This is a genomic window from Rhizobium sp. BK176 (genome assembly GCF_024808055.1).
Window position 1 is genome coordinate 17,633 of sequence record NZ_JANUBV010000029.1, and the last position, 25,973, is coordinate 43,605.

Here is a 25,973-nt window from a genome sequence, read left to right on the forward strand (position 1 = left end):
CCAGAACGATAACACAGTACGATGCAGAATATTGTTATTTCTTTCACGGTAAATACCTTGCTTAATTGCAGGCAATGCTCACATCAGTATTTGCGGTGGCTACTCTCACCTCACCTCGTCGGACCCGGATGGGTGGCGATCCCTTGAAGCTGGCCTGCTGTTGGGCGCACGGCCGCAGAAGGCTGATCAAGGCCACGCCAAAGAGTGGATGGCCCATCGTCGACGTTTATGACGCTTATCGCGATGACGCTGCGTCAGCGCCTCCATTGCTCGAAAGGCCGCCTCGATTCCAAGAGGTTGCACCGTTCGAGAACCTTCTGCGCGATACCCGATCGACCCGAATGCCACCGAAGCCGAGCCGGTGGTGCTATTGAGTTTACGGCAGGCTCAGCAGCGATCTAGCACAAATTCGAGATAGGCATTGCAAAACCAAAAATTGAGCTTATTGTTTGTTTATCGACCAATGCTTGTGACGTCGTTCCAGAGCTTTATGCTCCCGTTGGATTTCCTCTCAAATAATCGATCTTATACCGCAAGGCATCGCGGGAACCCCAACGATTGCTTCGAAAGGAAATCGTTATGAACACTGGTACTGTAAAGTGGTTTAATTCCGCTAAAGGCTTCGGCTTCATTCAGCCTGACAACGGCAGCACGGATGTCTTCGTGCATGTGTCTGCCGTTGAGCGTGCTGGCATGCGTGCGCTCTCGGATGGTCAGAAGATCACCTACGACGTCGTCCAGGACCGCAAGTCCGGCAAGAGCTCGGCCGACAACCTTCAGGCGGCATAATAACGTCATTTGCACCGCTGACCACGGATGTACTGGCAGCAAAGCTGAATGACTGTGAGAGGTCGGGTTCATGCCCGGCCTTTTGTTTTTTCGCTATAGAGAACGTCACGCCCGAATTTGCTAGTCCTCGTGACAGGATCGTATTGTAACGTCGTAATCTTTGAAGCATCAGCCAACACGGGCCCGGGCTTCGACCGCTCCCATATCTGGCCTAAGCGGCATCGCACGCAGGAAATGACAATAGCCTGCCCAAACGGCGAGGCAGGCATGTGGTAGACGTAGAAGCCGTGTCATAGGCATCGCTGTCTTAGTGGACGGCCTTACCCAAACGAGAGGAGGATGCGATGTCTTCCAACGAGTATTCCGCATACGTATCACAGAACCTGGTTCGGACGAGTACGTTCGGCTATCATGAACAAGCGACCCTTCGTGTGCTTCTCGACCCCGCGGTCACCCGTGACGCTCGGCTAAAGCTGCCTTTGGCAGGAATGAGAGCATTTCCCGATTTCGGCGTCGATGGAAAATCCCGCATGCGGACGGCACTTTAGGGCACGACGCTCCTTCCGCTTTAGCAAATCCGCTGCGAGACAAACGCCGACCCGAACCTACCGGCTCAAAACAGCCGATATTGATCCTGGCGCTAAAGGAGAAACCAATGGCCAAAGGCCAAATGCGTAGCAACCGAGAAATCCGTAAACCGAAGAAGGACAAAACCGCAGCGGTAGCACCACCGCCATCTGGCCCGCAGGCCAAGCTTACGGGCGGCCACGCGGCGAGTATCGGCAAGAAATAGCATGTAGACCGCTCATCACGCCAATATCACTGCCAAAGGGCGCGACACCGCGCTATTATTCGAGGACTCAATGATCAATGACACCACCCGGAAATTCGCAGAAACTCTGTTTCGCGCGCCGGCCCCAGAAGCCGGCTCCAATGCCGAAAAGCTCCTGAACCTCCGAAAGGGCATGCAGCTGCGCACACGCAAGCTGCGAGATAGCGAGCGAACCGTCAGAGAAGCCGCCCGCCCCTTCCGTTACTCTTCCGCAGCCACGAGGGCGATCACATGACTCAGTTCGATTATACCGGCGGGGCCGGACTCTACGCTGGCAAATCGAAAGCCGGCATAAACGGTCCACGTTATCGGCGGTTCGATACAGCAGCCGAAGCCCTTCGGTTCGCCGTAGAAGACCTGCCGCACAGTCAACAACGAGGCTCTCTGCTGGAGATTGACGAGGCGCGTTTCAACCACAACCAGATCCGTGCGCTCTACGATGCACCCGGCTACCCGCTTTCACGCCGGCTCGGCTAGTCGTACCGCGCTGACAAGGAGAGTGCGTGCCGAGGCTTTCCATACGACACCGTAACACACGACAGCTATTGCTTTCCGGTTCAGCTTTTTCGCCGTCGTTGATTTAGGTCCTCGCGAAGGGCCGGATCTCCTGCTCTACACTCATGACATCACCCTTTTACCTGAAGGCCGTATAGCCTGGAAAGCGGATGTCTTCGGAAACGCAATCGCCACGGCGACGTTTTTCGAGCCGACGCATCAGGTCGAGATCGTCAGCAGCGCCGAGGTCGATCTCCGAAGCCTGGCCGGTGTTCGACATCGCCGCATCCCGGCGCGCTACCCGTTCGTTTACGAGGAAGAGGACTGGCAAAACCTCGGGGTAATGCACAGTACTTGATCCGACCGGCCAGTTCCAGACCTGCGTCATGAGCTTCGGTATGGGTGAAACAACCGATATCCTCTCCCTCTTGAAGGACCTGAGCGCCGGGATTTCCAACGTCATTGGTTATCAGGCATGCGATGACGAAGGAACACGTGCTCCGCTTGAAAACGCTGGCCTTGGGGTCTGGAAGTTGGCGGGATCCAGCAACCCTGTGTGCAGAAGCTGTTCGGGTTCTCGGGCTGGCCACGAGAGCCCTTTCCGGCTACCTCTATAATCCTGGCCGGGGACTTGCTCGGCTCGCCGTCGGTTTCCAAGGACCATGAGATTGAAAGATGCGCATCAGGCTGCCGGAGCGCGCCGTATTTGACGGCATTGGTCGGAGGCTTCATCTGCAAAGCGGGCATTCGCTTCCAGGTCGTCGGTGAATGAGAGTTGGACGCCATCCTCGAGACCGGTCAATCGCCCGAGAAGCACGATGCCCTGGGCGCTGAGCGCTTGAAGGTTTATCGTGTGCGTCGACCCAAGCGCGCCGCGGGGCGGGATGCGTCCGCAAGTCGAATGACCTCCTCCCCCGGCTTGGATGCCCATCGCCGAATGGAAGCTGGCGGAGTGTTCGGCAAAATCGTTCTCTGCGATTTTCACGAGTGATGCCGGAACCTGGTTGCTTGTTTTGGAGTGGCTCGAACCTTCGACTCATATCTTGCAGTTAAATCAGCGGCCGTTCCACATCTACACTTGTTACACCTTCGAACTGCATGCGATGCCATCAGGCTGGCAGCAATCCTGCCGCTCGGTAGCTGTCGATCATTGCATCGAAGAGCGAGATGTCGGAACGGCTGCGGGCAAGCAGCTGCGCTCCCGCGACCGCGGCGAAGATCGCCCGAGCCCGGGCCTCGCTCCCCTTCTCATCCGTTAGGCCGGCATCGAGGAGCCGATCCGCAAGCCAAGCTATATTGACGTCGGCGAAAGTCTGGACCTGTTGGCGGACATGTTCGGGAAGGTCGTCGTACTCTGCTCCGAGGAAGCTCCCGAGGCACAGGCGGTTGCCATTTTCCAGCGACATTCGGAACGTCTGCGGATATTTCCGGAGGCTAGCTGTCGGACCACCTTCTTCCCTCGCAACTTCGTCCAGCCAAGCTCTTGTGTCCTGCCAGTAACGCTCGGCGATCGCCGCAGCGAGATCCGCTTTGCTCGGAAAGTGGTGATAGATGCTGGCGGCCTTGATGCCGACCTCGGCTGCGAGCTCGCGCATGTTGAGGCCGCCATAACCGTGCGACTGAGCGCTCAGACGTCCTGCCGCGAGAATGGCTTCCCTTGCACTTCCGCTCATATGTACCTCCTTCAAGCCACCTAACAAATGTTAGATAGGCGTTGACGATCGGATTGTAAAGGTCTAGTTCTGCATAGCCTACCAACTGTTAGTTAGAGAGAGAACGCCATGAGCAACGAACTGATTTATTCCGACGCCACAAGGCTTGCAGAGCTCATCCGCCGCAAGGACATTTCGCCCGTCGAGGTAGTACAGGCGCATCTCGATCGCATTCAGGCGGTCGATCCCAAGGTCAATGCGATCGTCACCGTTGCGGAGGGAGCGCTGGAAGCAGCCCGGAGCGCCGAAGCCGCAATTCGGGCTGGCGAAGAACTCGGACCGCTGCATGGCGTGCCGTTCACCGTCAAGGATTCCATCGATACCGAGGGTGTCATGACACAGCGTGGCTCGCCAATCTTTGAAGGACGTTTACCCGACCGCGACGCGACCAGCGTCGCCCGCCTGAAGAAGGCGGGCGGCATTCTGCTCGCCAAGACGAACCTGCCGGAGTTCTCCTACTGGATCGAGAGCGACAACCTGCTCTCCGGGCGCTCAAACAATCCGTGGGACCTGGAGAGGACTCCGGGCGGATCGAGCGGCGGCGAGTCTGCCGCGATCGCTGCAGGCATGTCCCCACTCGGTCTTGGGACCGATCTTGCGATCTCGGTGCGGGGGCCGGCGGCGCAGACCGGCATCACCTCGATGAAGGCGACCCACGGCCGCGTACCGATGACCGGCATCTGGCCACGTGCGCCGCGTCGCTTCTGGCACGTCGGGCCGATGGCCCGGTCGGTGCGCGACGTCGCCCTCGCCTTCTCGCAGATGGCGGGACCCGACGGCGAGGACGCGTTCGCGTCGAGCACGGTTCCGTTCGACGCCGGGATCGGTAGACAGCCCTTCCGGCAGCTTCGCCTCGGCTGGATGGTCGGACCCGGCTTCGGACCGGTTGATCCGGAAGTCGTCGCCACCGTCAAGGCGGCTGCCGCGGCTCTGAAGGACATCGGCTTTTCGATCGAGCATGTCGGCATCCCGGCACTGGAGAAGGACTTCGCTCTCGACGTCTTCAACCGTCTTCATGTGATGGAGATGAAGCCGGCGTTTCGCGAAGCAACTGCCGAGCGTCGGGACGACGAACTCTACAAAATGGCGAAGACGATGCTGTCGCTGCCCGACACCTTGATGGCGGACTACATCGAGGCGGAGCAGGCTGCCGAGCGGCTGCGCGATGGCTATGCCGACTACTTCTCCCGCTACGATGCCCTGATCACCCATGTGCTGCCGATCCCCGCCCACAAGCACGGCGTCGAAGAGTTCGTGATCGACGGGCAGAAGGTGGATGCGACGTACTTGCAGGGCGCGACCGTGCCTTTGAACGTCACTGGCCTTCCCGGCGTCTCAATGCGGTTCGGCACCAGCAGTGCAGGCCTGCCGATCAACGTCCAGATCGTCGGCGCGTGGCAGGCGGAGTCGACTATCCTTCATGTCGCCTCGCTTCTGGAGAGCGTCAGTCCAACGCGCGGCCTGCATCCGACGCTCTAAAAATCACTGCACATCAGCACGGCCTTCTCGAGTGGGAAGGCTGTGCTACTTCGCCGCATCGGCGATCAGACCGCAGCCACCGGCGCGCCGTTGCTGTAGCCGACGTGCCAGGCGAGTTCGACCGGAAAGAGGCCGAAGCCTAAGGCGCAGGCAGCACCATCAAGAAGTGCGTGATCGACACCGCCCGCTTGGATGCCCCGGCTTTTCCGCGAGATCTCGTAGTGCAACGATGAAGCCTGATGAATGCATGGATCATGACGTTGTACCGTCCCTGACCAATTCCACACCTGAGGGGCGAGGATAGACAAACCAGCGGAATGCCCTATGTGATCGTCATCGTCAGCAAGCGAATACGTAAGCGCTGGCGGCTGAGGGCTAAGAGCTCCCGCCTGCCTAGGCAGGACGCGCTTATGGTCGATAATTCCGCCGAGACATCTCAGAAAATCATCGGCGGCGACTGGAGCAAGCTGCTTGTTCTCATCGCTGAAGATGAATTCCTCATCAAAACCAATCTCGAAGATGTCGTGACGAAAGCCGGCTTCGAGCACCTCGCCGTATCGAATGCGAACGAGGCTATCCGTGGTTTGGAGGAGGACTCGGCTCGCTTTTGCGCTCTGATAACCGACATAGGGATGCCAGGAGAAACGGATAGTTGGCATCTGGCTCGTCGAGCACGAGAGCCAATCATGCCAGTGATCTATATGACCGGCGACAGCGCCAAGGACTGAGGCCGCTCAAGGCGTTCCGAATAGCGTTTTGTTTCAGAAGCCCTTTGTTCATTCCGTGATGTTGAAGTGCTGAACTCGGCGTGCCGCACATTCGCTTCTTGGCGTTCGAGCCAGCGACACGTCCAAAGCACGAAATATAAATTGAGCCGCGTTCGCGGTGGCTCATTCGGCATTGCCGCGCTATAAACCCGCGCTACTTTCGATAGGAGTTTTTTAGCGATAACAGATGCAAAGCCCTCCCAAATCCTCAAACCAAAGTGCCGGCGAGCCCGGTACGGGCGCCAGCCCCACGGCGGATCCAGGAATCTCAGCCGACCATGTCGTGACACAAGCATCACCCAGCTTGGACACATTGGATGAGGCCGGTTCAGCCTCGCCTGCTCTCGACCCACGACGGGCCTATACATCCTTTGGCCAAAGCCGACTGGCAGCGCACAATCTGCTGCGTGCGCTGGGACATGATTTAAAAGCAAGTTCAACCTTCGCAAAGACCAAGGCTGAGACAGCCGCTTTCTACCTGAAGGCGAAGCTAAAGGCCGCAATCCGGCCGGAAACTACAGCAACTCCCCGCAGCCCTAGGCGACTGGGGGCTGCTCTGGCTAAAGCAGGGACCGCAATTCATGGTCTGCGGGCAATGCTTTCCGAGAGTCGCCGGCACAGTCGACCTAACGCGGGCTGGTGGAAAACCGCTCTGGCATCGGTCTTCCTTGTCGGTCTCCTCGTGGTAGGCGGCACACTTTGGTGGGCTTTAAGGGACGTACCGTGGGGCGAGATCCGCGATGGAACCTTGAAGCCTGTCATAGTGCTAGAAACCGCTGACGGTGCACCGCTGGTACGACAGGGGCCGTATCAAGGGGCGTATGCTCAATACGACCAGTTTCCACCGCAGCTTATCGACGCTGTCCTCTCCATTGAAGACAGGCGTTTCATGGATCATTTCGGCATCGACCTCAGAGGTATCGCAAGGGCGCTCCTGCGGAACTTTGAAGCCGGCTCGGTGGTAGAAGGTGGGAGCACGATCACCCAGCAGCTCATCAAGCTGCAGTATCTCGAGAGTGATCGGACAATAAAGCGGAAAATACAGGAGGTCGTGATAGCCCTGTGGCTAGAGTGGAAACTCGGGAAGAAGGAAATCCTGACGCGCTATCTCAACAGCGCCTATCTTGGTGCCGGCGCGACCGGCATGCCTGCCGCAGCACGCATCTATTTCAACAAGGATATCGGCGCCCTCAATCTGCCGGAATCTGCCATGCTGGCGGGATTGCTGCGGGCACCGAGCCAGTGGAACCCGATCGATAATTCCGAGGGCGCCCGACAACGCAGTGCCGTCGTCCTCGACGCGATGGCAGCTAATGGCAAGATCACCGGATCAAAGGCCGACGAGGTCAAGGCGAGCTTCGCGAAACTCCATCCGACGACGCCAACACCCCGTTCCGGAAGTTGGTTTGCCGACTGGATTTCGCCGCAAGCAAGCGAAATTGCCGGCTCCTCGCCAGGCTCGACGACCGTGCGCACGACCCTGGTGCCGCATCTGCAACAGATCGCCGAAAGGGTTGTGAGCAAAGCTCTCGACAAAGAAGGAAAGGCCGTCGGAGCATCGCAGGCAGCCTTGGTTGCGATGACGCCGGACGGCGCCGTCGTTGCCATGGTCGGCGGGCGCGACTACAAGGCAAGTCAGTTTAATCGCGCCGTCACGGCAATGCGGCAGCCGGGCTCCACCTTCAAGCTGTTCGTCTACTATGCCGCCCTGAAGGCCGGGCTCACCTTGTCTGACCGGATTCTCGACGCACCGATCAACGTCGACGGATGGTCGCCGGAAAACTACCGGGGCGGCTATCACGGCTGGGTTACACTTGCAGAAGCCTTTGCCCGGTCGCTGAATGCCGCGTCGGTTGCACTAGCCGACGAGGTTGGACTCGACAACGTGATTTTGGCCGCTCGAGAGCTGGGCATCGATGCGCCGCTTGCCAACACCCCGTCCCTGGCGCTCGGAACATCCGAAGTAAACCTGCTTAATCTGACCAGCGCCTATGCGTCTGTCCAACTTGGCAAGGCGCCTGTCAAGCCAAGGGGCATCATCGACTTTCAGGCAGCAGGGCAACCACAGGCGTTTCGCGTTGGCTCACAAGCAGGGCCGAATGTCGATCTTTCGCCTTACCAATCAGATCTTCTCGGCCTGCTGCAGCTCGTGGTCGAACGCGGCACTGGACGTGAAGCCGATCCCGGTGGATTTGCGGCCGGCAAGACCGGGACCAGCCAGAACAATCGCGATGCATGGTTCGTTGGCTTCACGAAACCTCTCGTTGCCGGGGTATGGGTGGGCAATGACGACGACACGCCGATGAATGGCGTCACCGGCGGCGCCTTGCCGGCGCGGATCTGGCGGGACTTCATGCGGGAGGCAATGAAGGAGCCTGCGCCGGACAAGTCGAAGCCGACGGGAGGAATGAACGACGGTCAAGGCGCACCCCAGTCCTGCGACATCACCGCCTGCTCCCGCAGCTACCGTTCGTTCCGGCCGTCGGACTGCACATACCAGCCTTACTATGGTGGGAGGCGGCTCTGCGAAAAGTAATGCTTGCCTCGGATTTCTGCCTTGCCGCCAATTGGGGGGCCACCATCGCTTTTTACGCCGGCGTGCTGGCCCGACTCCTTGGCCTGTGATCCTCGACTCGGCACTGTTACTGAAAGTCGTTGAAGCCGAGAAGGGACCTATCAACTGGCATCGCGGTGGGTTGCTCGCCGGCGCGAAGGATACCGGCATCTTTTGCGTGAAGACGCGATGGCGAGCTGAAACACGTCCACGGTCATGACGCGATCCCAATGAGCTTGAGGGCTCGGGATACTATTGCCTGCTTTGTGATACCGAACTTTTCGTAGGGGACTCCAGCCGGTGCTGACGCACCAAATTCGATCATCCCGATGACGTCATCTTCACTTGCAACGTAACGCGTCCATGCGAACTTGGAGAGCGCTTCAACCCTGATCCTTGCGGCATGGCCCAGAACCTGCTCCCGGTACTCTTTCGACGGGGCGTCGAACTGATCCCAGCTCGGCATCGAGACAACAGCCGTCGGGGTAGGTGGCCAGACGCTTCCAGTTCGTTCGCGGCCTCGCTGCCAGGGATACGTCGGTGCCGGTGGCGATGAGGGTCGCTGCCCGCTTGCCCGACGCTTCCTTCAGGACGTAGGCGCCCTTTGCGCAGAGGTTTTCATTGCCGGAGTCAGTGCGCGGCTGAGGAACGTTTTGGCGCGACAGAGCGAGCAGGGACGGCGTCTTCTGATCGCGAAGGGCGATATCCCAGCACTCCAGCGTTTCGATCGTATCAACCGGGGCGGAAGACGTGTCAGAAAAACACCAGGAACCACCACCGTATGGAATGAGCCCGCAATGGACCCCATGTCGTTCATTGCAGCCGGCATGGCGAACTCGCGGAGGCCATTGCTGTCGCTCTGCATACCCAACTACGAGCCTCCACATACCACCCATTATTCCTGGTGATATTCCGCCAGAGAAGGCGCACTTTGGGCCCGCCATGCGGCGCGTCCAGCCCATGGAGGCGAGCGTATCGCTATCTTCGCAGCGTCGCCAGATAGTGCTCGAGCGCCTTGATCGCCTTTTCGCGATCAGTCCCTTTCAGAGCGGAGTCTATATCCAACTGCAGGCCATCCTCACTGTTCGAAAGCATGTTCTTCATCGCTTCCTGGACGATGCGAAAGCCGATCACCCTGTACGTCTTGATCGGATAGGCAAAGCCCTTGACGGTCAGAGGAGGCAGCTCCTCAGCTTCGATTTCCTCCTTGACCAGGGCATAAGTCTCGTCAGCCAGAAGTATGCCGCCGAGGTCGGCATGGCTCTGCAATCTTGACGCGAGATTCACCTCGCCGCCTATGATCGTATAGTCCATCCGATCCGCGCTGCCGAAGTTACCCACGGTGCAATAGCCCGTGTTGATGCCGATGCGGAGATGGAATGGCAGAGCAAAGCCGGCTTCGGCCCATTCAGCACGCAGCTCCTGCATCCTGGACTGCATGGAGATCGCCATTCTGACGCATGCGAGTGCGTCTTCCCTGATGCCCCTGGTCTCAGGATCACCGAAAAACACTAGGATCGCATCGCCAATGAATTTGTCGATCGTCGCGCCGTATTCCAGCGCAAGCTTCGCCATCTCAGTCAGATAGTGATTGAGCAGGTCCGTTAGCTCTTCGGACTCGAGCTTGTCGGTCGTCGCCGTGAAGTCGGCGATATCGGAGAAGAAGACAGTCAGCTTCTTTCGGGTGGATGAAATCTCGACGTTTTGCTTACCGGAGAAAATCGAGGCGAAGACCTGTGGCGAGAGATATTTCGACAGCTTGCTCGCCACCGCTTCCAGCGCCCGGTTCTGCTCGCCGATCCGTATGCTCGCCTCCTCCGCCTCGCTCTTGGCGGCTTCCGTGGCCGTATGCAGCCGCGCGTTCTCCAGCGCAATAGACGCAAGCTGTCCGAAACGCTTCAGAAGCTCGACCTCTTCGGTGCCAAACTCGAGCGCCGAGGCATCGTCGTAGGCAATGCCGAGGACACCGATCACCTGGTCGTCAGACTTTAGCGGCACGGCCATAACCGCCCTGATCGTCACGTCGAGCTGGGCAGCGGCAGCCGCCCGCCCCGACCACGTCGCGTATTCGTTGATGACAAGCGCCGCGCCCGTGTGCCAGACCACACCGGCCACGCCCTCCCTGCTCTTGAGCTGCTGGCCGGCGGCCTGTCCCGTATAGACGCCGACGCCGACCATGCGCTGGAGGACCTCCCCGGCTTGGTCTACGAGGTAGACGTAGCCATGCTCCGTGCCGAGCAACCCGGCGGCGCGTGTCGTCAGATCCGACAGCAGCTCGGTCAGATCCAATCTCGCAATCAGTCCAAGCGAGGTATCGTGCAGGGCGGCCAGATATTCGCTCTGGCGGCGAAATCGCAGCGCGAGCTGCTCCTGTTGCCTTCGGCGGTTTTCGAGATCGTCGAGATTGGAGCCCAGTTGCTCTGTCATGTTGTTGAACGTTGTCGCCAGCTTGCCGATCTCATCGCCCGATTCGACCTGGGCGCGCGCGGCGAGATCGCCTTGGCGAACCCGGTCGGCGACGCCCGTCAGGCGCTGGATCGGTCCCGCAATGCTTTCCCGGAAAATCAGCCCCAAGATCAGGCCGAGAAAAGCCGCGGCCACGCCGCCGAGCAGGACAATGCGCTGGGCCGTTTCGAGTTGGTCGCGGCCGCTGCCGAGATCTGCCTGCAGCCGTTGCTGTTCCTCATTGGCGATCTCGTCGAGAATTCCAAGCATGCCTTCGGCAAGTGGTACCGCCTGCGTGCGGAAGAGATACAGATCCTCTCGCGCATGGTCGCCTTCAACCGCACTAAACATCTGCGCGGGGAATTGCAGAAATGCTGCTCGCGTCTTCGACAGCTTGTCAATCAGCTTTTCCTGGTACGGCGTCAGTGCGGCATTCCCTTCCGTTATGTTCTTCCAGGCCGCATCGTTGATCGTAAAGTTCGCCTCGTATTCGTATTTGAAGCTGTCGCGTTTGGTCGTCACATAGCCCCGCAGCCCTGCGACCATGGCATAAAAGGAACTCTGAAAGGACGCGAGATCGGCCAGATACACCATGTTCTCGGGGGTCGCGTCCCGCTTCTGCTGCGCGAGGATCAGCGCTTTCGCGGTTCCGACAATTGTGGCGATCAATGGATTGGCATCCGCCACGAGCAGTTTGAGGGCCGGTTCGCGCCGGAGCTGATCGTTGCGCAATTCGAAAAGGCGGTCCGTTAGCGGCTGCCAGGGGCTAAGCTTTTCGTGGAGCTCGCGCATCCGCTGTGCGACGTCTGCCGCGGGGCCTGGCTGCGGACCGGTTCTAAGGAGATTTTCCAGCGACTGCATATCTTCCAGAAACGCGGCTTTTGCTGAAGTGTAATTGTCACGGTAGCTCTCCTCACCGAGCGCAAGATAGCCGCGGACGGCACTCAGCATCCGTAGTAAGTCGGCCTGCGCCCGCGCCGAGGCGACCGCACTCGGGGCGCTCAGATCGGTTGTTCTGTTGATGCTTCTGACTGCATCGAGGCTACCCAGATAGTTCAAGCCGACAACGAGCAGCGTCAGCGCCGCCAGAATGCCAAATCCGACCGTTAGCTTGCCGCCGATGTTCAGGTTTCTGAGAGCCGGCGAAGCTGCGCGGACGAGCGCATGCAGTGGGGCGACATAGAATGGACGATTTCTTGCGACCAAACGCTCCTCGTGCTCCCCGCCGTCAGCTTCGACCTTCATGGCTTGCGCCGCCAGTCCGCGATGTTCCACGTCTCGGAGTCCCATGGCGTGGGATCGAAGCCGATGATATCGTTGCGAAGGCCCGGGACGTTTGCCCACTCGACAATGGGAATGACCGCGGAATCGGCAATCAGGAGGTCGTTCATCGCCACGAACAGGCCAATGCGCTTTTCCGGATTGATCTCCCTTTCCGATGCGTCGAACAGCGCTTCGTATTTGTCGCTGCAATAGCGGGACTCGTTCAATCCGGACCAGTTGTTGCTTTTCTGGGCGGCCTCCGCGCAGGTCCACTTGACCATATAGCTTCCCGGATCGGGGCTTTTGTTGCCGGTCGCGAATTCCTCGAGATCCGCGTAAAAATGCTGGCTGGTATTGAGGATATCCGGTGCAGGCGAGAAGAAGATGCTCGAGTCGATCTGCTTGTCCTCGACCTTTATGCCGATCGCGGCCAGATCGGCGCCGATGATCTCCTGGGTTTTCTGGCGGACCGTGTTGACGGAGGTCTGGAAAAGAAGGGTGAAGGGGACGCCGTTCTTGTCCCGGATGCCGTCGCCGTTCGTGTCGCGCCAGCCTGCCTCGTCCAAAAGCACGCGGGCCTTATCCAGATCGAATTCCCAAGTCGTGTTGGGAGAATTGTAGAGAACGGGGGCGACGAGGAGGTTTGCGGTTGGCCGACCAGTCCTCCCGTAAAGCGCGGCGATCTTGTTGCGGTCGACAGCCTTCGCCAAGGCGAGCCTCACCTTGGCATCGGCAAGGATTGGGTTGGGAAACTGCAGGCTCGCGCGCTCGCCATCCATTGTCTCACGGTTTGGGTCGGTGAAATTCAGCATGAGGCGCTCGACGTAGGAGCCAAAGTAGAGCGCCACCTTGCCGATCTGCTTCGCTTCAAGCTCCTGCAATTCGGCATCGCCGATCTGCAGGTTCCACGCGTAGTCGACGACGCCGGTGCCGAGCACCGCCTTTGCGGCCGTCTTCGCATCGCCACCACCCTGCAAGGTCACTTCGTCAAATCCCAGACGCGCCCGGTCGCGGTATTCAGGATTGGGCTCATAGATGATCTTGACGGTGTTGACGACATCCTCGCCGATCAGCAGGACGTCCTCGGGGCGGAACTCCTTGAGGCGATAAGGACCGGTTCCGACGGGGGCCAGGTTGGGCGGCGCGTCGACCGCGACCTTGTTGTTATAGGGGGCAAACACATGCTCCGGCAGGATTGTCCCCTGTATGCCGACGAAGGGGAGCGCCCAGGCGGGATCGACGTCCTTGAAGGTTACCTTGACGGTCAGGTCGTCGAGTGCTTCGACCTTGTCGACCGACTTGTAGGTTCCAATACTAGATGAGCCTACATCCGGGTTGGTGATGTAGGAATAAGTAAAGACAACGTCCTTCGCGGTGAAGGGGACGCCGTCTGACCATTTCACATTTGGCTTTAGTTTCCAGGTGACCGACCTCCCGTCGCTTGCCACCTGGCCGTTGGTCAAGGAGGGAATTTCCGCTGCGAGGAACGGCACCAGATGTCCTTCGGCATCGAAGCTCGCCAGTGGCTCATATACAACGCGGCTGGCCGTCTGATCCTTCACACCGGGGGCAAGATGAGGGTTGAGAATACTGGGCGCCTGCCAGAACAGGAGCTTCAGGGTCCTATCACCCGAATGCGCCTGCTGTGGAACAACCGTAAGCAGCATGAACGCGGTCAGAATAACGGAGCATTGCGCTGTACTGATACTCGTGCGTGACGTCGTCATTTGCGATGCCAATCCGCGATGTTCCATGTTTCGGAATCCCAGGGTGTCGGGTCGAAGCCTTCAAGGGCATTGCTAATTCCGCTGACGTCAGCCCAGTGCACCAGCGGAATTGCAGCGCTATCCAGAACCAGCAGATCGTTCATTTTCACGAAGATCTGGCGGCGCTTGGCCGGATCGACTTCGATGGTCGAGGCTAAATAGAGAGCGTCGTAGTCCTTGTTGCAGTAGCGTGCCCAGTTCGACCCGGACCAGTTGTTGGATTTTTGCGCCGCTTCGGAGCACGTCCAGCCAATCATATAGCTGCCCGGATCGGGGCTCTTGTTCCCGTAGGCGTATTCTTCCATATCCGCGTAGAAGTGCCGCCGGGAGTTGGTGCTGTCGGAGCCGGAACCGAGAAAGATGCTCGAGTCGATCATCTTGTTTTCGAGCTTCACCCCGATCGCCTGCAAGTTCGCCTTGACGATCTCCTGGGTCTGCTGGCGAACAGAATTGACGGTCGTCTGGAACAGGAAACTGAGAGGCACGCCGTTCTTGTCGCGCACACCGTCACGGTTGGTATCCTTCCACCCTGCCTCGTCGAGGATGGCCTTGGCCCTGTCGGGATCGAACGCCCATTCGCTGTTCGGCGAATTGAAGATTGCCGGCGCAACCAGAATGTTGCTGGTCGCGCGGCCCGTGCGGCCATAGAGCGCCGCGATCTTCTGGCGGTCGATGGCAAGTGCGAGTGCGGTGCGCACATTTCTGTCCAACAATGCGGGATGTGGATTCTGTACGCTCGACCGTTCCCCCTCGGCGGTTTCGCGACTGGGGTCGGTAAAGTTGAGCATGATGCGCTCCACATAGGAGCCCCAGGATACCGTCGCCTTTCCGACTCCGTCTGTTTCGAGTGTTTTAAGCACCGAGTCGTCGACCTGAAGGTTCCAGGCATAGTCAACAACGCCTTCCTTCAGCACTGCGTTGGCCGCGACCGAAGCGTCGCCGCCGCCCTGCAGCGTCACCTCGTCGAAGCTCAGCTTGCCGGCGTCGCGAAAATACGGATTGCGCTCGAAGATAACCTTCACGGTGTTGACGACATCCTCGCCGATGACAAGCACGTCCTCTGTCTGAAACTCCTTCAAGCGATATGGGCCTGTGCCGACGGGGGCCAGGTTTACGGGCGCCGTGGCCGCATCGCTGTTGTTGTAGGGAGCAAATACATGCTCGGGCAGGATCATACCTTGGACGCCGACGAAGGGCAGCGCCCAGGCAGGATTAACGTCCTTGAACGTGATCTGCACGGTGTAGTCGTCAACAACAACGACCTTGTTGATGGTCTTGTAAGGCCCGATGCTCGCCGAGCCCACATCTGGATTGGTGATATAATTGTAGGTGAAGAGCACGTCCTTCGCGGTGAAGGGGTGCCCGTCGGACCATTTGACGCCGTGCCTGAGCTTCCACACGACCGAACGGCCATCAGCGCTTACTGCACCGTTCTCCAGCGTCGGAATTTCTGCGGCGAGGAAGGGAACAAGGCGACCCTCGCGGTCGAAGCTGGCCAGAGGTTCGTAGACGATCCGACTGGCGGTCTGGTCTTTAATACCGGGAGCCAAGTGAGGATTGAGCGTGCTTGGAGCCTGCCATAGCAGCAATTTCAGCGCCTTGTCAGCCGAATTGGCGTATAGCGGAACAAGTGCGGTCGACAGGAAAAGAACAATCGGCAGGACGCAACGCGCCCCCAGAAACTGTCCGAGCCGCAAGCAACACCGAGCTACCCCCCTCATCGCACTCCCCCACGATGGCGCTGCCCGACCGCGCTTCCCAGACCCCACAGCGCGTCAGTATGCGAACATTGAATTGAATTCCTTCCATGTATTCTTGTCACCGCACATGTTGATCCCATCGAGGTCGGTTGGCAATATGAGGGCAGAGCGGCACAGCCTGACGGTCGAAAAATTCGACGACCTTCAGGGGTTGCCCAACGGGCAATGCTGCCACGCTGAGGCGACCTCGCCTCGCGGTTGCTGCGGCAATCCACTGGAAATTCCGCTTACCTCGACAGAGGCCGCATTCAAGGCGCTCGTCCGGAAGGCCTTGCAAAGTGTCTTCGGACGACGCGGCCCTGGACGCTGATAACCGCGGCTTTGGGCCGCCGAGAGCGGAAACCATTGCCGCTCTGGCCTCATGTTGAGCGAGGCCCAAAGCCAGGACACAAAGGTGGCATCCACGGTCGCTCGCCGCGGACAATATCGGGAATTTCAGAGTCGATTAGCTAGGTTATTGACATCACGTGAGAATTTTAACTACGCGCCTCTCCGCGCGACGGCTGTTGCGAACACCGCGCTGGCATCACTGACAAGCTCTACGTGCTGATATGCAGCCTGCCCCGCGGCCGCACCATCCGCTCTCAGGATCGCGGTGACAATCCGGTCGTGCTCCTGATAGGATTTTGCCAGTCGCCCGGGGAGACGGAACTGCGCTCGCCGAAAGGGGGCAAGCCGCGCCCGTGTCTGGGTCACCATCTCTAAGACATGATCATTGTGCGCACCTCGATAAAGCCGGGTGTGGAACTCGGTGTTGTAAACCGAATATTCCTCTTCTGCGCCAGCATGCACGAGCCTCATCGACGCCTTGTGCCCGAGTTCCAGCGCCCGCCGCTCATCGACTGTCATTCGCGCTGCCGACAGCCTGGCGCAGATCCCCTCGAGTTCCGCCATCGCCTCGAACATCGAATGCAGGTAGGTCTCCGTGACGGTGGCGACCACGGCGCTTCGGTTCGGCTCGCGATCGATCAATCCCATGGCACCGAGTTCGCGCAGGGCTTCTCTTACCGGCGTTCGCGAAACGTCGAAACGAGTTGCGAGCGAACCTTCGTCCAGTTTCGCGCCGGGGAGGATCAGTCCCGTGACGATCATGTCGGAAATCGCCCGCACCATCTGTTCGACAGTGGTTCCGGTACGGATGACATGTCTGCGGCCGGCGTGCTTCACGGTGCGAATCTGCTCACTTTGACACTATGCATACAGATGGCGCCCATGGCTCAAGAAGTCAAATGAAGTCATGAAGTGACTGTAAAATCGGTTGTTTCCGCACCATTAAGTCCATCTCACAACCGCGGAGAGCCTGACCTTTCGCCTACCGATGAACATCCAGTAATCTTTGATTACTATTTATGCATTTTATCGATCAATCTGTATGCACTTTCCGCATCAGCGATTCTCCGTTTACCAACAAGCGTTCTTAAACAACGCCTTACCTCTTGGCACGCTCATTGCATGCACTTTTCTGTAACATTTTTTCGAACCGGCCCTTGCCGCAAGGAGCATTCCGATGACCAAACTCCTTCCCATGACCCGCCGCCATTTTCTTCAGGCTTCAGCAGCCGGCGCACTCGCCTTGACCCCGGGCCTGTTGCCTGACCGCGCCTTCGCCCAGAGCGCGCTAACCGTCGGCTTCATCTATGTCGGCCCCAAGGACGACTACGGCTACAATCAGGCGCATGCTGAAGGTGCGGCTGCACTGAAGGCGGTTTCGGGTGTCACGATCGTCGAAGAGGAAAATGTACCGGAAACCGTCGATGTCCAGAAGACGATGGAATCGATGATCAATCTCGACGGCGCGACGCTGATCTTCCCGACGTCGTTCGGCTATTTCGACCCTCATATGCTGGCGATGGCGGCAAAGTACCCGGATATCCAGTTCCGCCATTGTGGCGGTCTCTGGCAGGAAGGCAAGAACCCGATGAATACGGGTTCATATTTCGGCTACATCTTCCAGGGCCAATACCTGAACGGGGTTGCCGCCGGCTACACCTCGAAGAGCAAGAAGATCGGTTTCGTCGCCGCCAAGCCGATCCCGCAGGTGCTGCAGAACATCAACGCCTTCCTGCTCGGCGCGCGCTCGGTCGATCCATCGATTACCTGCCAGGTTATCTTCACCGGCGAGTGGTCGCTTGCCGTCAAGGAAGCGGAAGCGACCAATGCGCTGATCGACCAGGGCGCCGATGTGATCACCTGCCATGTCGACAGCCCGAAGGTTGTTGTCGAGACTGCTGCCGGCCGCGGAGCTTTCGTCTGCGGCTATCACGCAAACCAGAGTCCGTTGGCGCCGGAAAAATATCTGACCGGCGCCGAATGGGCGTGGGGCAACGTCTACACCGATTTTGTCAAGAAGGCACAGGCCGGCGAAAAGCTCGGCAACTTCGTGCGCGGCGGCCTCAAGGATGGCTTCGTCAAGATGAGTCCGCTCGGACCTGCAGTGCCGGCCGAGGGACGCACAAAGTTTGACGCGACGCTTGCCGAGATGACGGCGGGCAAGTTCTCCGTCTTTAAGGGTCCGATCAAGGACAACAAGGGCAACGTCGTCGTCACGGCCGACAAGAGCTATGCCGAGGATGCCATCGAGCTCGAGAGCATGGCCTACCTGGTGGAAGGCGTCGTCGGATCCACGGCCTGAGCCAGGGGAGAAACGCCATGACAGTCGAGGCAAACACGTCTGCAATAGCGATCGCTTCCGATCGACCGTCCGTAATCAGACACATCTTCGAATGGCTCGCACGGCGCGCGGAACCTGTTGTTATCAGCTTCGGTGCAATTCTGATCGGACTGGCGTTCTTCTCCCTCTTCATTCTGGTGATCGGCAAATCGCCGGCCACCTTGTTCCAACTGATGTACACGGGCGGCTTCGGCAGTTGGTTCTCGATCCAGAACAGCCTCAGTCGGGCCGCCCCGCTGCTTCTGACAGCGCTCTGCGTCGCCTTGCCGGCCCGCTTGGGGCTCGTCATCATCGGCGGCGAGGGCGCAGTGGTATTGGGGGGCGTTGCGGCTGCGGCCGCGGCCGTGCCGTTTGTCGGAACATTACCTGCCCTCCTCCTCCTGGTTCTGATGGCGGCGGTAGCGATGATCGTCGGCGGCATCTGGATTGGTTTTGCAGGGTTCCTGCGACACTACCGCGGTGTCAACGAGACGATTTCCTCGCTACTCCTCGCCTATATCGCCATCGCGCTGATGAACCAGCTCGTGGAAGGGCCACTGCGCGATCCGGCGAGCCTTAACAAACCCTCCACAGCTCCCCTTCCCGCGCAAGATATGCTCGGCAAGATCCCCGGAATGGACGTGCATTGGGGGCTCGCCATCGGTGTCGTCGCCTGCATCGTCTCATGGGTGCTGATCGAGATCACGAGCTATGGCTTTGCGGCGCGTATCGCCGGCGGCAACGTTCGCGCGGCCCAGATCCAGGGGTTGCCTGTCGGCCGCCTGATCGTCGGCTTCACGGCAATCGCCGGCAGCTTTGCCGGTCTGGCCGGCATGATCGAGGTTGCAGCTGTCCAGGGCAGCGCCAATGCCTCGCTTGCCGCGGGCTATGGCTATACCGGCATCCTTGTCGCCTTCCTGGCGCGCCACAATCCGCTGGCAATCATTCCGGTCGCCATCCTGCTTGGCGGCATAGACGCATCCGGTGGGCTGATCCAGCGCCGGATGGGCTTGCCCGACGCGACCGTGCTGGTGCTGCAGGGAACGCTCTTCGTCGTAATCCTGTTTTGCGAGACCTTTTACGGTCGCTTCAAGATCTTCAATCCCGACCTCTGGAAAAGGCGCTCATGATGGAAGCAAGCGGCATTGGAATCTGGGGCGTCCCCCTCGCGATCCTTGCAGGCGCCATCCGCGTCTCGACACCCTTCATCTTCGTCAGCCTTGGCGAAACCATCACCGAACGCTCCGGCCGCATCAATCTCGGGCTTGAGGGCACGCTCGTCTTCGGCGCCATGACGGCCTACGCACTCGCCGTGCTCAGCGGTTCGCCATGGCTCGGCGTTTTGGCGGCGATGGGGACCGGCGCGATCTTCGGTCTGCTGCACGGATGGATCTGCAAGTGGCCCAAGGTCAACGACATCGCGATCGGCATCGCCATGATGCAATTCGGCCTCGGACTGGCGTTCTTTCTTGGTAAGCCGTTCATCCAGCCGGCAGCCCCTCATCTGCCGTCGATCCCGCTTGGCGCCTGGTCAAATCTTCCACAGGTTCAGGCGGCCCTGAACATCAACGTGCTGTTCATCCTTGGCGGCCTGCTTGCGCTCTTCTTGTGGTGGGCGTTCAAAAACACCCGGATCGGTCTCGTCCTGCGTGTGGTTGGCGACAGCACTGATGCGGCGAAAGCGATGGGGATCAATCCGGAGCGTGTCCGGTTGCTGGCGACCGGTGTAGGCGGATCCCTTGCCGCCGTCGGCGGTGCCTATCTCTCGCTCTATTACCCAGGCTCCTGGAACGAAGGGATCTCTTCCGGGCAGGGCCTGATGGCGGTGGCGCTGGTAATCTTCGCGCGCTGGAACCCGATCGGCTGCTTTCTGGCCGCACTTCTCTTCGGCGGAGCGGGTGCGCTTGGCCCTGCCCTGCAGTCGGTCGGCGTCACAAAGGGCTACTACCTGTTCTACGCAGCGCCCTACGTTCTGACGCTCGCCATCCTGATTGCCACGTCCTCGCCGACCCGCTCGCTTGCCGGAGCCCCCGGCGCGTTGTCGCTCACGAAATAGAGGATCTGCCATGAATGGTTTCTGCAGCCTCAACACGTCAGGTCAGGGCGCCTCCCATTTTCCCCGCCGCGATTACGTCGCCCTTGATGGCTTGCGCCGGTTACGCCCCGTATTCCGGATTGCGCAGCTTCGTTTTCGTCAGCGATCAGTTGACGGGGGAGACGATCAGAAGGTCGTCGACGGCGCATCCCGCGGCTTCGGCACCCAGGCGCGGCACCCGGGTGCGCCGCCTTGGCGAAACCCTCAAACTTGCAGGTGAATAGGAGAAGACAATGGATGCGATGGTCGAAATGAAGGGACACTACATCAATGCCGATCCTTATGCCTGGCCCTACAACGGCGCGCTGAGACCCGACAACACGGCACTCATCATCATCGACATGCAGACCGATTTCTGCGGTCCGGGCGGCTATGTCGATCACATGGGCTATGACCTCTCGCTGGTGCGCGCGCCGATCGAGCCGATCAAACGAGTTCTTTCGGCCATGCGCGCCAAGGGCTACCACGTCATCCACACCCGCGAGGGCCATCGGCCTGATCTCGCGGATCTGCCCGCCAACAAGCGCTGGCGCTCGCAGCGCATCAACGCCGGGATCGGTGACGCCGGCCCCTGCGGCCGCATCCTCGTTCGTGGAGAACCGGGGTGGGACATTATCGATGAGTTGAAGCCGATCGAGGGAGAGACGATCATCGACAAACCTGGCAAGGGTTCCTTTTGCGCTACGGATCTGGAGCTTATCCTCAACCAGAAGCGGATCGAGAACATCATCCTGACCGGCATCACCACCGATGTCTGCGTTCATACGACGATGCGCGAGGCAAACGATCGCGGCTTCGAGTGCCTGTTGATCGAGGACTGCTGCGGCGCCACTGATTACGGCAATCATCTCGCCGCCATCAAGATGGTGAAGATGCAGGGCGGCGTGTTCGGCTCCGTCGCCAACTCCGAAACGCTCGTGAGCCAGCTGCCATGAAGACAGTCCGAGACACTCCGCTCCCGCAACCCGGCACGGCTATAGGCATTGACACAATCGATATGACGATGCGCTTTGGCGCCTTCACCGCGCTCGATCATGTATCGATCAAGGTCCCTGCCGGCAGCTTCCACGCCCTGCTCGGCGAAAACGGCGCCGGCAAGTCGACGCTCGTCAAATGCATTATGGGTTTTTACCACGCGACCTCTGGCTCGCTTTCGGTTGACGGCCACGAGGTGACGATCGCCTCACCGAAGGACGCCAGCAACTACGGCCTCGGCATGGTCTATCAGCATTTCACGCTTGTTCCCTCGCTGACAGGCGCCGAAAATCTTGTCATCAGCCGCGCCGAAGTGCCCACTGTCATCAACTGGGCAAAGGAACGGAAGGACCTTGCCGCGTTCATGGAGCGCATGCCCTTCAAGATCCCGCTCGACCGTCCCGTCAGCGAACTGGCCGCGGGTCAAAAGCAGAAGCTGGAGATCATCAAGCAGCTCTATCTCGGCCGCTCCTTCCTGGTGCTCGATGAGCCGACATCCGTGCTGACACCAGCCGAGGCCGACGAAATGCTCAGCCTCGTGCGTGACATGACCGGGCGCGGTGAGCTGACGGTGCTGATGATCTCTCACAAGTTCCACGAGGTGACAAAGTTTGCAGATGCCGTCTCGGTCCTGCGGCGTGGCAAGCTGGTCGGCAGTGGCAAGGTTGGCGAGATCTCCACATCAGACATGGCGGCAATGATGATTGGCGATGTGAAACTCGCCGAGCTCGATACCCGCGTTCTGGTTTCCGAAATAGCCAAGCCCGTCCTCAAGATGGAAAAGGTCAAGGCGGCCGACCGCTCTGGCCTCAAGACCATCGAGATCGATAATCTGATGGTCCGCTCGGGCGAGATCGTCGGCATTGCCGGCATTTCCGGCAATGGCCAGAAGGAGCTGACGGAAATCCTGGCCGGGCAGCGGCCCGCCGAAAGCGGCCGCGTTACCATCAACGGCGACGCCTATGGCGCGACGCGTCCCGAGACTCGCATGAACAAAGTCCGGTTCATTCCCGAAGAACCGCTTCAGAACGCCTGCGCGCCGCGCATGACGGTCAGCGAAAACCTCGCCTTTCGCACCTTCGACCTGAAGGCAGACGGCAGTGATGCGATCTGGCTTAACAAGGGGTGGATGAGGAAACGCGCCACCGCGTTGATCTCCGACTTCAAGGTGAAGACGGCCTCTTCTTCCTCGCCGATCGCGGCACTTTCGGGCGGCAATGTGCAGCGCGCGGTTCTCGCGCGCGAACTGACTGGTGAGGTTGCCCTGCTAATCGTCTCGAACCCTTGTTTCGGCCTCGATTTCTCGGCCGTCGCCGAAATTCGTGCCCGCATCATTAAGGCGCGCAATTGCGGTACGGCGGTCCTCCTGCTTTCTGAAGACCTCGACGAGCTTCTTGAGATGTCCGATCGCATCATGGTGATTTCTGAAGGCAGGCTGGTCTACGAGACAGAGGCGCGATCGGCTGACATCGGCGCGATCGGCGCTCACATGGCGGGGCATCACTGATGGCAAAGATCAAGGCAGAACCCTTCGCCTTCCCGGTCAGGCACGACCAGCTTGCCCTTATCGTCATCGACATGCAGCGCGATTTCGCCGAACCCGGCGGCTTTGGCGCCAGCCTCGGCAATGATGTCAGTCGCATCACCAGGATCGTGCCTGATGTCAAACGGCTCATCCAGGGCTTCCGCAATGCCGGCTTGCCGGTCATTCACACGATGGAGTGCCACAAGCCCGATCTTTCGGACCTGCCGCCGGCAAAACGCGACCGTGGCAGCCCGATACTCCGCATCGGCGACGAAGGCCCGATGGGTCGCATTCTGATCTCGGGCGAGCCGGGCACCGCAATCCTGCCCGAACTCGCTCCCGCCGAGGGGGAAGTCATCATCGAAAAGCCCGGCAAGGGTGCCTTCTATAACACCGAGCTTAGCGAAGTGCTGCAGCAGAGGGGTATCAAACAACTTGTTTTCGCGGGTGTGACGACCGAGGTCTGCGTACAGACCACGATGCGCGAAGCGAACGATCGTGGCTATCAATGCCTGCTCGCCGAGGAGGCGACGGAGAGTTATTTTCCTGAGTTCAAGGCGGCCACCATCGCCATGATCCGTGCCCAGGGCGCGATTGTTGGCTGGACGGCCCATGTCGATGACATTCTGGAAAGCATCACCAATGCCTGAAACGACCCTAGACCTGCTGACCACAGACGGCTGGAAGGAGCTGGAGTTCGGCCCCTTCCGGAAAAACGTGACAATCCACTGGATCCGTCCCTTCCAAGACGACCAGCCAGGCGTTGCCCTGCTGAAATATGAGGCCGGCGCTTCCGTTCCACATCATCGACATGAAGGGCTGGAGACCATTCTGGTCCTCGAGGGAGTACAATCAGACGAGGCAGGCAACTACGGCCGTGGTCGTTACGTCGTCAATGCGCCCGGTACCGAGCATTCGGTCTGGAGCGATACGGGTTGTGTCGTGCTCATTCAGTGGGACCGGCCCGTAACAATACTGGAAGAGGAAAAAGCATGAATTCGACGATACCAGCCTTCGATATTGGCTCGTTGCACGCGTTTTATCGCAGTGGTGGCAGTGTCGCCGCGATGGTCGAAACGGTCTTCGCCCGGATTGCCGCGGTGAACGATCCCGGCATCTTCATTCATCTTGCAGAAAAGAGTTTTCTCCTGGCTGAGGCGGAAAGGCTCGGCAGCTTCGATCCCTCACGACCGCTGTTCGGCATTCCCTTCGCGGTGAAGGACAATATCGATGTCGCCGGGATGCCAACGACCGCAGCCTGCCCCAACTATGCCTATCTGCCGGAACAGGACGCCACCATCGTCCGCCTGCTGCGGGACGCCGGCGCGCTGGTGATCGGCAAGACCAATCTCGACCAGTTCGCGACGGGTCTGGTTGGTGTGCGCTCGCCCTATCCGATCCCGAAAAACGCCATCGATCCAAAACTGGTCCCAGGCGGTTCTTCCTCCGGTTCGGCCGTGGCAACAGCGCACGGCATCGTCAGTTTTGCACTCGGCACAGACACGGCCGGTTCGGGCCGTATTCCAGCAGGTCTCAACAATATTGTCGGCCTCAAGCCAAGTGTCGGCGCGCTCTCGACAACAGGTGTCATTCCCGCGTGTCGCACACTCGACTGTGTCTCGGTCTTCGCACTCACGGTCGATGACGCATGGACCGTGTTCAGCGTCACCGCCCAACATGATGAGACGGACCCTTATTCCAAGACCATTGCAGCGACCGGCTACGGGAAGGTTCCGCCGGTCCTCGCCATCGGCGTACCTGTGAAAGCCGAGCTGCAATTCTTCGGCGACGCCGTGATGGAAGAGGCCTATTTCAACGCGCTGTCCACGTTGGAAAAACTTGGCCACAGACTGGTTGAAATACCCTTCGGGGCCTTCTACAGGGTCGCCAACCTGCTCTATGAGGGCGCCTGGGTGGCTGAACGCTATGCCGCCATCAAGCCGTTTTTCGACGCCGAGGAGCAGAGCCTTCATCCGGTGACCCGCAAGATCTATGGTGCCGCCAGGACACTTTCGGCAGCCGATGCGTTCAGCGGATTTTATGCGCTGCAGGAACTGAAGAAAGAGGTCGCTCCGCTGATCGCATCGGTCGATCTTCTCTGCGTACCAACCGCCCCCACTCATTTTACGCTCGCCAATATCGAGGCCGAGCCGATCCGCGAGAATTCGCGCCTCGGAACGTATACGAACTTCGTCAACCTGCTCGACCTATGCGGTATCGCCGTGCCGACCGGCACGCGCTCCGACGGACTTCCCGCGAGCGTGACGCTGCTTGCTCCCTCCGGTCGAGACGGGCTTGCAGCAACTGTTGCCCGGGATCTGCATCGGGCAACCGGCATGAGGCTCGGGGCGACGGAGTGGTCGCAGCCTCCCTACGCTCCTCCCGCGTCGGACACTGAAAGTGAGGACCTGATCGATATCGTTGTCGTCGGCGCACACCTGTCAGGCATGCCACTGAACCATCAGCTTACCGATCTCGGTGGAAAATTCTCTCGCGACGCATGGACGTCCGGCGCGTACCGGCTTTATGCGCTCACCGGGACCGTGCCGCTAAAACCCGGCATGACACGTGTTGGCGAAGGCGAAGGAAGGAAGATCGAAGTGGAAGTCTGGAAGCTAACAACCGCTGCTTTCGGTGCCTTCGTGGCAGCCATCCCTGCTCCCATGAGCATCGGAACCATCATGCTGTCGGATGGCACGTCCGCAAAGGGGTTCCTGGTTGAACCACTGGCGCTTGTCGGAGCAGTTGACATAACGAACTACGGCGGCTGGCGGACCTATCAGCGAGAGCTTTCGTTGGCACACAAGGTCGGCTGATGGCCCATCCATGAAATAGCAGGCAATTACAGATCTGTTTCAGTTATCTG

At 59.5% G+C, this 25,973-nt stretch carries 26 protein-coding genes; 17 read left to right on the plus strand and 9 right to left on the minus strand.

The features are described 5' to 3' along the window. Positions 1-579: 579 nt before the first annotated feature. The 6 genes from FHT76_RS37060 to FHT76_RS41545 all read left to right on the plus strand — a co-directional run bounded on the left by FHT76_RS37060 (position 580) and on the right by FHT76_RS41545 (position 2,474). Complete coding sequence (locus tag FHT76_RS37060) at positions 580-789, plus strand: cold-shock protein (RefSeq protein ID WP_183759007.1); 210 nt, start codon at positions 580-582, stop codon at positions 787-789. Between the two features lie 344 nt (positions 790-1,133). Further along, complete coding sequence (locus tag FHT76_RS37065; RefSeq protein WP_259131192.1) at positions 1,134-1,337, plus strand: hypothetical protein; 204 nt, start codon at positions 1,134-1,136, stop codon at positions 1,335-1,337. A gap of 107 nt (positions 1,338-1,444) precedes the next feature. Beyond that, a complete protein-coding gene (locus FHT76_RS37070) occupies positions 1,445-1,582 on the plus strand; it encodes a hypothetical protein (RefSeq protein ID WP_259131194.1) in 138 nt (45 codons plus the stop codon). A 70-nt stretch (positions 1,583-1,652) separates the two neighbouring features. Continuing rightward, the gene (locus FHT76_RS37075; protein ID WP_259131196.1) at positions 1,653-1,856 is read left to right on the plus strand and encodes a hypothetical protein; all 204 of its coding nucleotides are present in this window, start codon (positions 1,653-1,655) and stop codon (positions 1,854-1,856) included. Beyond that, the gene (locus tag FHT76_RS37080; RefSeq protein WP_259131198.1) at positions 1,853-2,098 is read left to right on the plus strand and encodes a hypothetical protein; all 246 of its coding nucleotides are present in this window, start codon (positions 1,853-1,855) and stop codon (positions 2,096-2,098) included. Before FHT76_RS37075 ends, FHT76_RS37080 begins: the two co-directional genes overlap by 4 nt. A gap of 148 nt (positions 2,099-2,246) precedes the next feature. Next, entirely contained in the window at positions 2,247-2,474 is a 228-nt protein-coding gene (locus FHT76_RS41545) for a hypothetical protein (RefSeq protein ID WP_405049326.1), read from the plus strand. Positions 2,475-2,798: 324 nt separating this feature from the next. Here FHT76_RS41545 and FHT76_RS37090 read toward each other — a convergent pair whose 3' ends face one another. Next, positions 2,799-3,101 (minus strand): hypothetical protein, encoded by a 303-nt coding sequence (locus FHT76_RS37090; RefSeq protein ID WP_259131202.1) that lies wholly within the window; start codon positions 3,099-3,101, stop codon positions 2,799-2,801. Positions 3,102-3,225: 124 nt separating this feature from the next. Next, positions 3,226-3,789, minus strand: a complete 564-nt coding sequence (locus FHT76_RS37095) for a TetR/AcrR family transcriptional regulator (protein ID WP_259131204.1) — start codon at positions 3,787-3,789, stop codon at positions 3,226-3,228. A gap of 108 nt (positions 3,790-3,897) precedes the next feature. Between FHT76_RS37095 and FHT76_RS37100 the strand changes: the two genes are divergently transcribed. Further along, positions 3,898-5,307, plus strand: coding sequence for an amidase (locus FHT76_RS37100; RefSeq protein WP_259131206.1), 1,410 nt, complete (start codon positions 3,898-3,900; stop codon positions 5,305-5,307). 65 nt (positions 5,308-5,372) lie between these two features. On the opposite strand, the gene FHT76_RS37105 is transcribed toward FHT76_RS37100, so the two are convergent. After that, entirely contained in the window at positions 5,373-5,534 is a 162-nt protein-coding gene (locus FHT76_RS37105) for a hypothetical protein (protein ID WP_259131208.1), read from the minus strand. Positions 5,535-5,624: 90 nt separating this feature from the next. On the opposite strand from FHT76_RS37105, the gene FHT76_RS37110 reads away from it, so the two are divergent. Next, on the plus strand, positions 5,625-6,035 hold the full coding sequence (locus FHT76_RS37110) for a response regulator (RefSeq protein ID WP_259131210.1): 411 nt from the start codon (positions 5,625-5,627) through the stop codon (positions 6,033-6,035). 226 nt (positions 6,036-6,261) lie between these two features. Beyond that, entirely contained in the window at positions 6,262-8,610 is a 2,349-nt protein-coding gene (locus tag FHT76_RS37115) for a PBP1A family penicillin-binding protein (protein WP_259131212.1), read from the plus strand. A 232-nt stretch (positions 8,611-8,842) separates the two neighbouring features. On the opposite strand, the gene FHT76_RS41550 is transcribed toward FHT76_RS37115, so the two are convergent. The 6 genes from FHT76_RS41550 to FHT76_RS37140 all read right to left on the minus strand — a co-directional run bounded on the left by FHT76_RS41550 (position 8,843) and on the right by FHT76_RS37140 (position 17,029). Further along, entirely contained in the window at positions 8,843-9,094 is a 252-nt protein-coding gene (locus tag FHT76_RS41550; protein ID WP_405049323.1) for a transketolase-like TK C-terminal-containing protein, read from the minus strand. Then, positions 9,012-9,515, minus strand: coding sequence for a hypothetical protein (locus FHT76_RS37120; RefSeq protein WP_259131214.1), 504 nt, complete (start codon positions 9,513-9,515; stop codon positions 9,012-9,014). Before FHT76_RS37120 ends, FHT76_RS41550 begins: the two co-directional genes overlap by 83 nt. A 91-nt stretch (positions 9,516-9,606) precedes the next feature. Next, positions 9,607-12,318, minus strand: coding sequence for an adenylate/guanylate cyclase domain-containing protein (locus FHT76_RS37125; protein ID WP_259131215.1), 2,712 nt, complete (start codon positions 12,316-12,318; stop codon positions 9,607-9,609). Then, the gene (locus tag FHT76_RS37130) at positions 12,315-14,063 is read right to left on the minus strand and encodes a peptide ABC transporter substrate-binding protein (protein ID WP_259131217.1); all 1,749 of its coding nucleotides are present in this window, start codon (positions 14,061-14,063) and stop codon (positions 12,315-12,317) included. The genes FHT76_RS37125 and FHT76_RS37130 overlap by 4 nt, the downstream gene beginning before the upstream one ends. Then, positions 14,060-15,823 carry a peptide ABC transporter substrate-binding protein gene (locus FHT76_RS37135; RefSeq protein ID WP_259131219.1) on the minus strand — a complete coding sequence of 588 codons (1,764 nt, stop codon included), beginning with the start codon at positions 15,821-15,823 and terminating at the stop codon, positions 14,060-14,062. The genes FHT76_RS37130 and FHT76_RS37135 overlap by 4 nt, the downstream gene beginning before the upstream one ends. Before the next feature lie 519 nt (positions 15,824-16,342). Beyond that, positions 16,343-17,029, minus strand: coding sequence for a GntR family transcriptional regulator (locus tag FHT76_RS37140; protein WP_183758992.1), 687 nt, complete (start codon positions 17,027-17,029; stop codon positions 16,343-16,345). A 340-nt stretch (positions 17,030-17,369) separates the two neighbouring features. On the opposite strand from FHT76_RS37140, the gene FHT76_RS37145 reads away from it, so the two are divergent. From FHT76_RS37145 to atzF, 8 genes are all read left to right on the plus strand, one after another. Then, positions 17,370-18,494, plus strand: coding sequence for a BMP family ABC transporter substrate-binding protein (locus FHT76_RS37145; protein WP_259131221.1), 1,125 nt, complete (start codon positions 17,370-17,372; stop codon positions 18,492-18,494). A 17-nt stretch (positions 18,495-18,511) separates the two neighbouring features. Continuing rightward, entirely contained in the window at positions 18,512-19,642 is a 1,131-nt protein-coding gene (locus FHT76_RS37150; RefSeq protein ID WP_183758988.1) for an ABC transporter permease, read from the plus strand. Continuing rightward, positions 19,642-20,568, plus strand: a complete 927-nt coding sequence (locus FHT76_RS37155; RefSeq protein ID WP_183759042.1) for an ABC transporter permease — start codon at positions 19,642-19,644, stop codon at positions 20,566-20,568. Before FHT76_RS37150 ends, FHT76_RS37155 begins: the two co-directional genes overlap by 1 nt. 272 nt (positions 20,569-20,840) lie before the next feature. Further along, positions 20,841-21,542 (plus strand): cysteine hydrolase family protein, encoded by a 702-nt coding sequence (locus FHT76_RS37160; RefSeq protein ID WP_183758983.1) that lies wholly within the window; start codon positions 20,841-20,843, stop codon positions 21,540-21,542. Next, entirely contained in the window at positions 21,539-23,089 is a 1,551-nt protein-coding gene (locus tag FHT76_RS37165) for an ABC transporter ATP-binding protein (protein ID WP_259131223.1), read from the plus strand. The genes FHT76_RS37160 and FHT76_RS37165 overlap by 4 nt, the downstream gene beginning before the upstream one ends. Continuing rightward, on the plus strand, positions 23,089-23,757 hold the full coding sequence (locus tag FHT76_RS37170) for a cysteine hydrolase family protein (RefSeq protein ID WP_183758979.1): 669 nt from the start codon (positions 23,089-23,091) through the stop codon (positions 23,755-23,757). Before FHT76_RS37165 ends, FHT76_RS37170 begins: the two co-directional genes overlap by 1 nt. Continuing rightward, the gene (locus FHT76_RS37175; protein ID WP_259131226.1) at positions 23,750-24,103 is read left to right on the plus strand and encodes a cupin domain-containing protein; all 354 of its coding nucleotides are present in this window, start codon (positions 23,750-23,752) and stop codon (positions 24,101-24,103) included. Before FHT76_RS37170 ends, FHT76_RS37175 begins: the two co-directional genes overlap by 8 nt. Then, positions 24,100-25,923 (plus strand): allophanate hydrolase, encoded by a 1,824-nt coding sequence (gene atzF / locus FHT76_RS37180; RefSeq protein WP_259131228.1) that lies wholly within the window; start codon positions 24,100-24,102, stop codon positions 25,921-25,923. Before FHT76_RS37175 ends, atzF begins: the two co-directional genes overlap by 4 nt. The last annotated feature ends 50 nt before the right edge of the window (positions 25,924-25,973 follow it).

Excerpts from the sequence above, each read along its gene's own strand:
- FHT76_RS37060 (WP_183759007.1), top strand. The coding sequence starts at position 580 with ATGAACACTGGTACTGTAAAGTGGTTTAATTCCGCTAAAGGCTTCGGC.
- FHT76_RS37065 (WP_259131192.1), top strand. The coding sequence starts at position 1,134 with ATGTCTTCCAACGAGTATTCCGCATACGTATCACAGAACCTGGTTCGG.
- FHT76_RS37070 (WP_259131194.1), top strand. The coding sequence starts at position 1,445 with ATGGCCAAAGGCCAAATGCGTAGCAACCGAGAAATCCGTAAACCGAAG.
- FHT76_RS37075 (WP_259131196.1), top strand. The coding sequence starts at position 1,653 with ATGATCAATGACACCACCCGGAAATTCGCAGAAACTCTGTTTCGCGCG.
- FHT76_RS37080 (WP_259131198.1), top strand. The coding sequence starts at position 1,853 with ATGACTCAGTTCGATTATACCGGCGGGGCCGGACTCTACGCTGGCAAA.
- FHT76_RS37095 (WP_259131204.1), bottom strand. The coding sequence starts at position 3,789 with ATGAGCGGAAGTGCAAGGGAAGCCATTCTCGCGGCAGGACGTCTGAGC.
- FHT76_RS37100 (WP_259131206.1), top strand. The coding sequence starts at position 3,898 with ATGAGCAACGAACTGATTTATTCCGACGCCACAAGGCTTGCAGAGCTC.
- FHT76_RS37110 (WP_259131210.1), top strand. The coding sequence starts at position 5,625 with ATGCCCTATGTGATCGTCATCGTCAGCAAGCGAATACGTAAGCGCTGG.
- FHT76_RS37115 (WP_259131212.1), top strand. The coding sequence starts at position 6,262 with ATGCAAAGCCCTCCCAAATCCTCAAACCAAAGTGCCGGCGAGCCCGGT.
- FHT76_RS41550 (WP_405049323.1), bottom strand. The coding sequence starts at position 9,094 with ATGCCGAGCTGGGATCAGTTCGACGCCCCGTCGAAAGAGTACCGGGAG.
- FHT76_RS37120 (WP_259131214.1), bottom strand. The coding sequence starts at position 9,515 with ATGTGGAGGCTCGTAGTTGGGTATGCAGAGCGACAGCAATGGCCTCCG.
- FHT76_RS37125 (WP_259131215.1), bottom strand. The coding sequence starts at position 12,318 with ATGAAGGTCGAAGCTGACGGCGGGGAGCACGAGGAGCGTTTGGTCGCA.
- FHT76_RS37130 (WP_259131217.1), bottom strand. The coding sequence starts at position 14,063 with ATGACGACGTCACGCACGAGTATCAGTACAGCGCAATGCTCCGTTATT.
- FHT76_RS37135 (WP_259131219.1), bottom strand. The coding sequence starts at position 15,823 with ATGAGGGGGGTAGCTCGGTGTTGCTTGCGGCTCGGACAGTTTCTGGGG.
- FHT76_RS37145 (WP_259131221.1), top strand. The coding sequence starts at position 17,370 with ATGACCAAACTCCTTCCCATGACCCGCCGCCATTTTCTTCAGGCTTCA.
- FHT76_RS37150 (WP_183758988.1), top strand. The coding sequence starts at position 18,512 with ATGACAGTCGAGGCAAACACGTCTGCAATAGCGATCGCTTCCGATCGA.
- FHT76_RS37155 (WP_183759042.1), top strand. The coding sequence starts at position 19,642 with ATGGAAGCAAGCGGCATTGGAATCTGGGGCGTCCCCCTCGCGATCCTT.
- FHT76_RS37160 (WP_183758983.1), top strand. The coding sequence starts at position 20,841 with ATGGATGCGATGGTCGAAATGAAGGGACACTACATCAATGCCGATCCT.
- FHT76_RS37165 (WP_259131223.1), top strand. The coding sequence starts at position 21,539 with ATGAAGACAGTCCGAGACACTCCGCTCCCGCAACCCGGCACGGCTATA.
- FHT76_RS37170 (WP_183758979.1), top strand. The coding sequence starts at position 23,089 with ATGGCAAAGATCAAGGCAGAACCCTTCGCCTTCCCGGTCAGGCACGAC.
- FHT76_RS37175 (WP_259131226.1), top strand. The coding sequence starts at position 23,750 with ATGCCTGAAACGACCCTAGACCTGCTGACCACAGACGGCTGGAAGGAG.
- atzF (WP_259131228.1), top strand. The coding sequence starts at position 24,100 with ATGAATTCGACGATACCAGCCTTCGATATTGGCTCGTTGCACGCGTTT.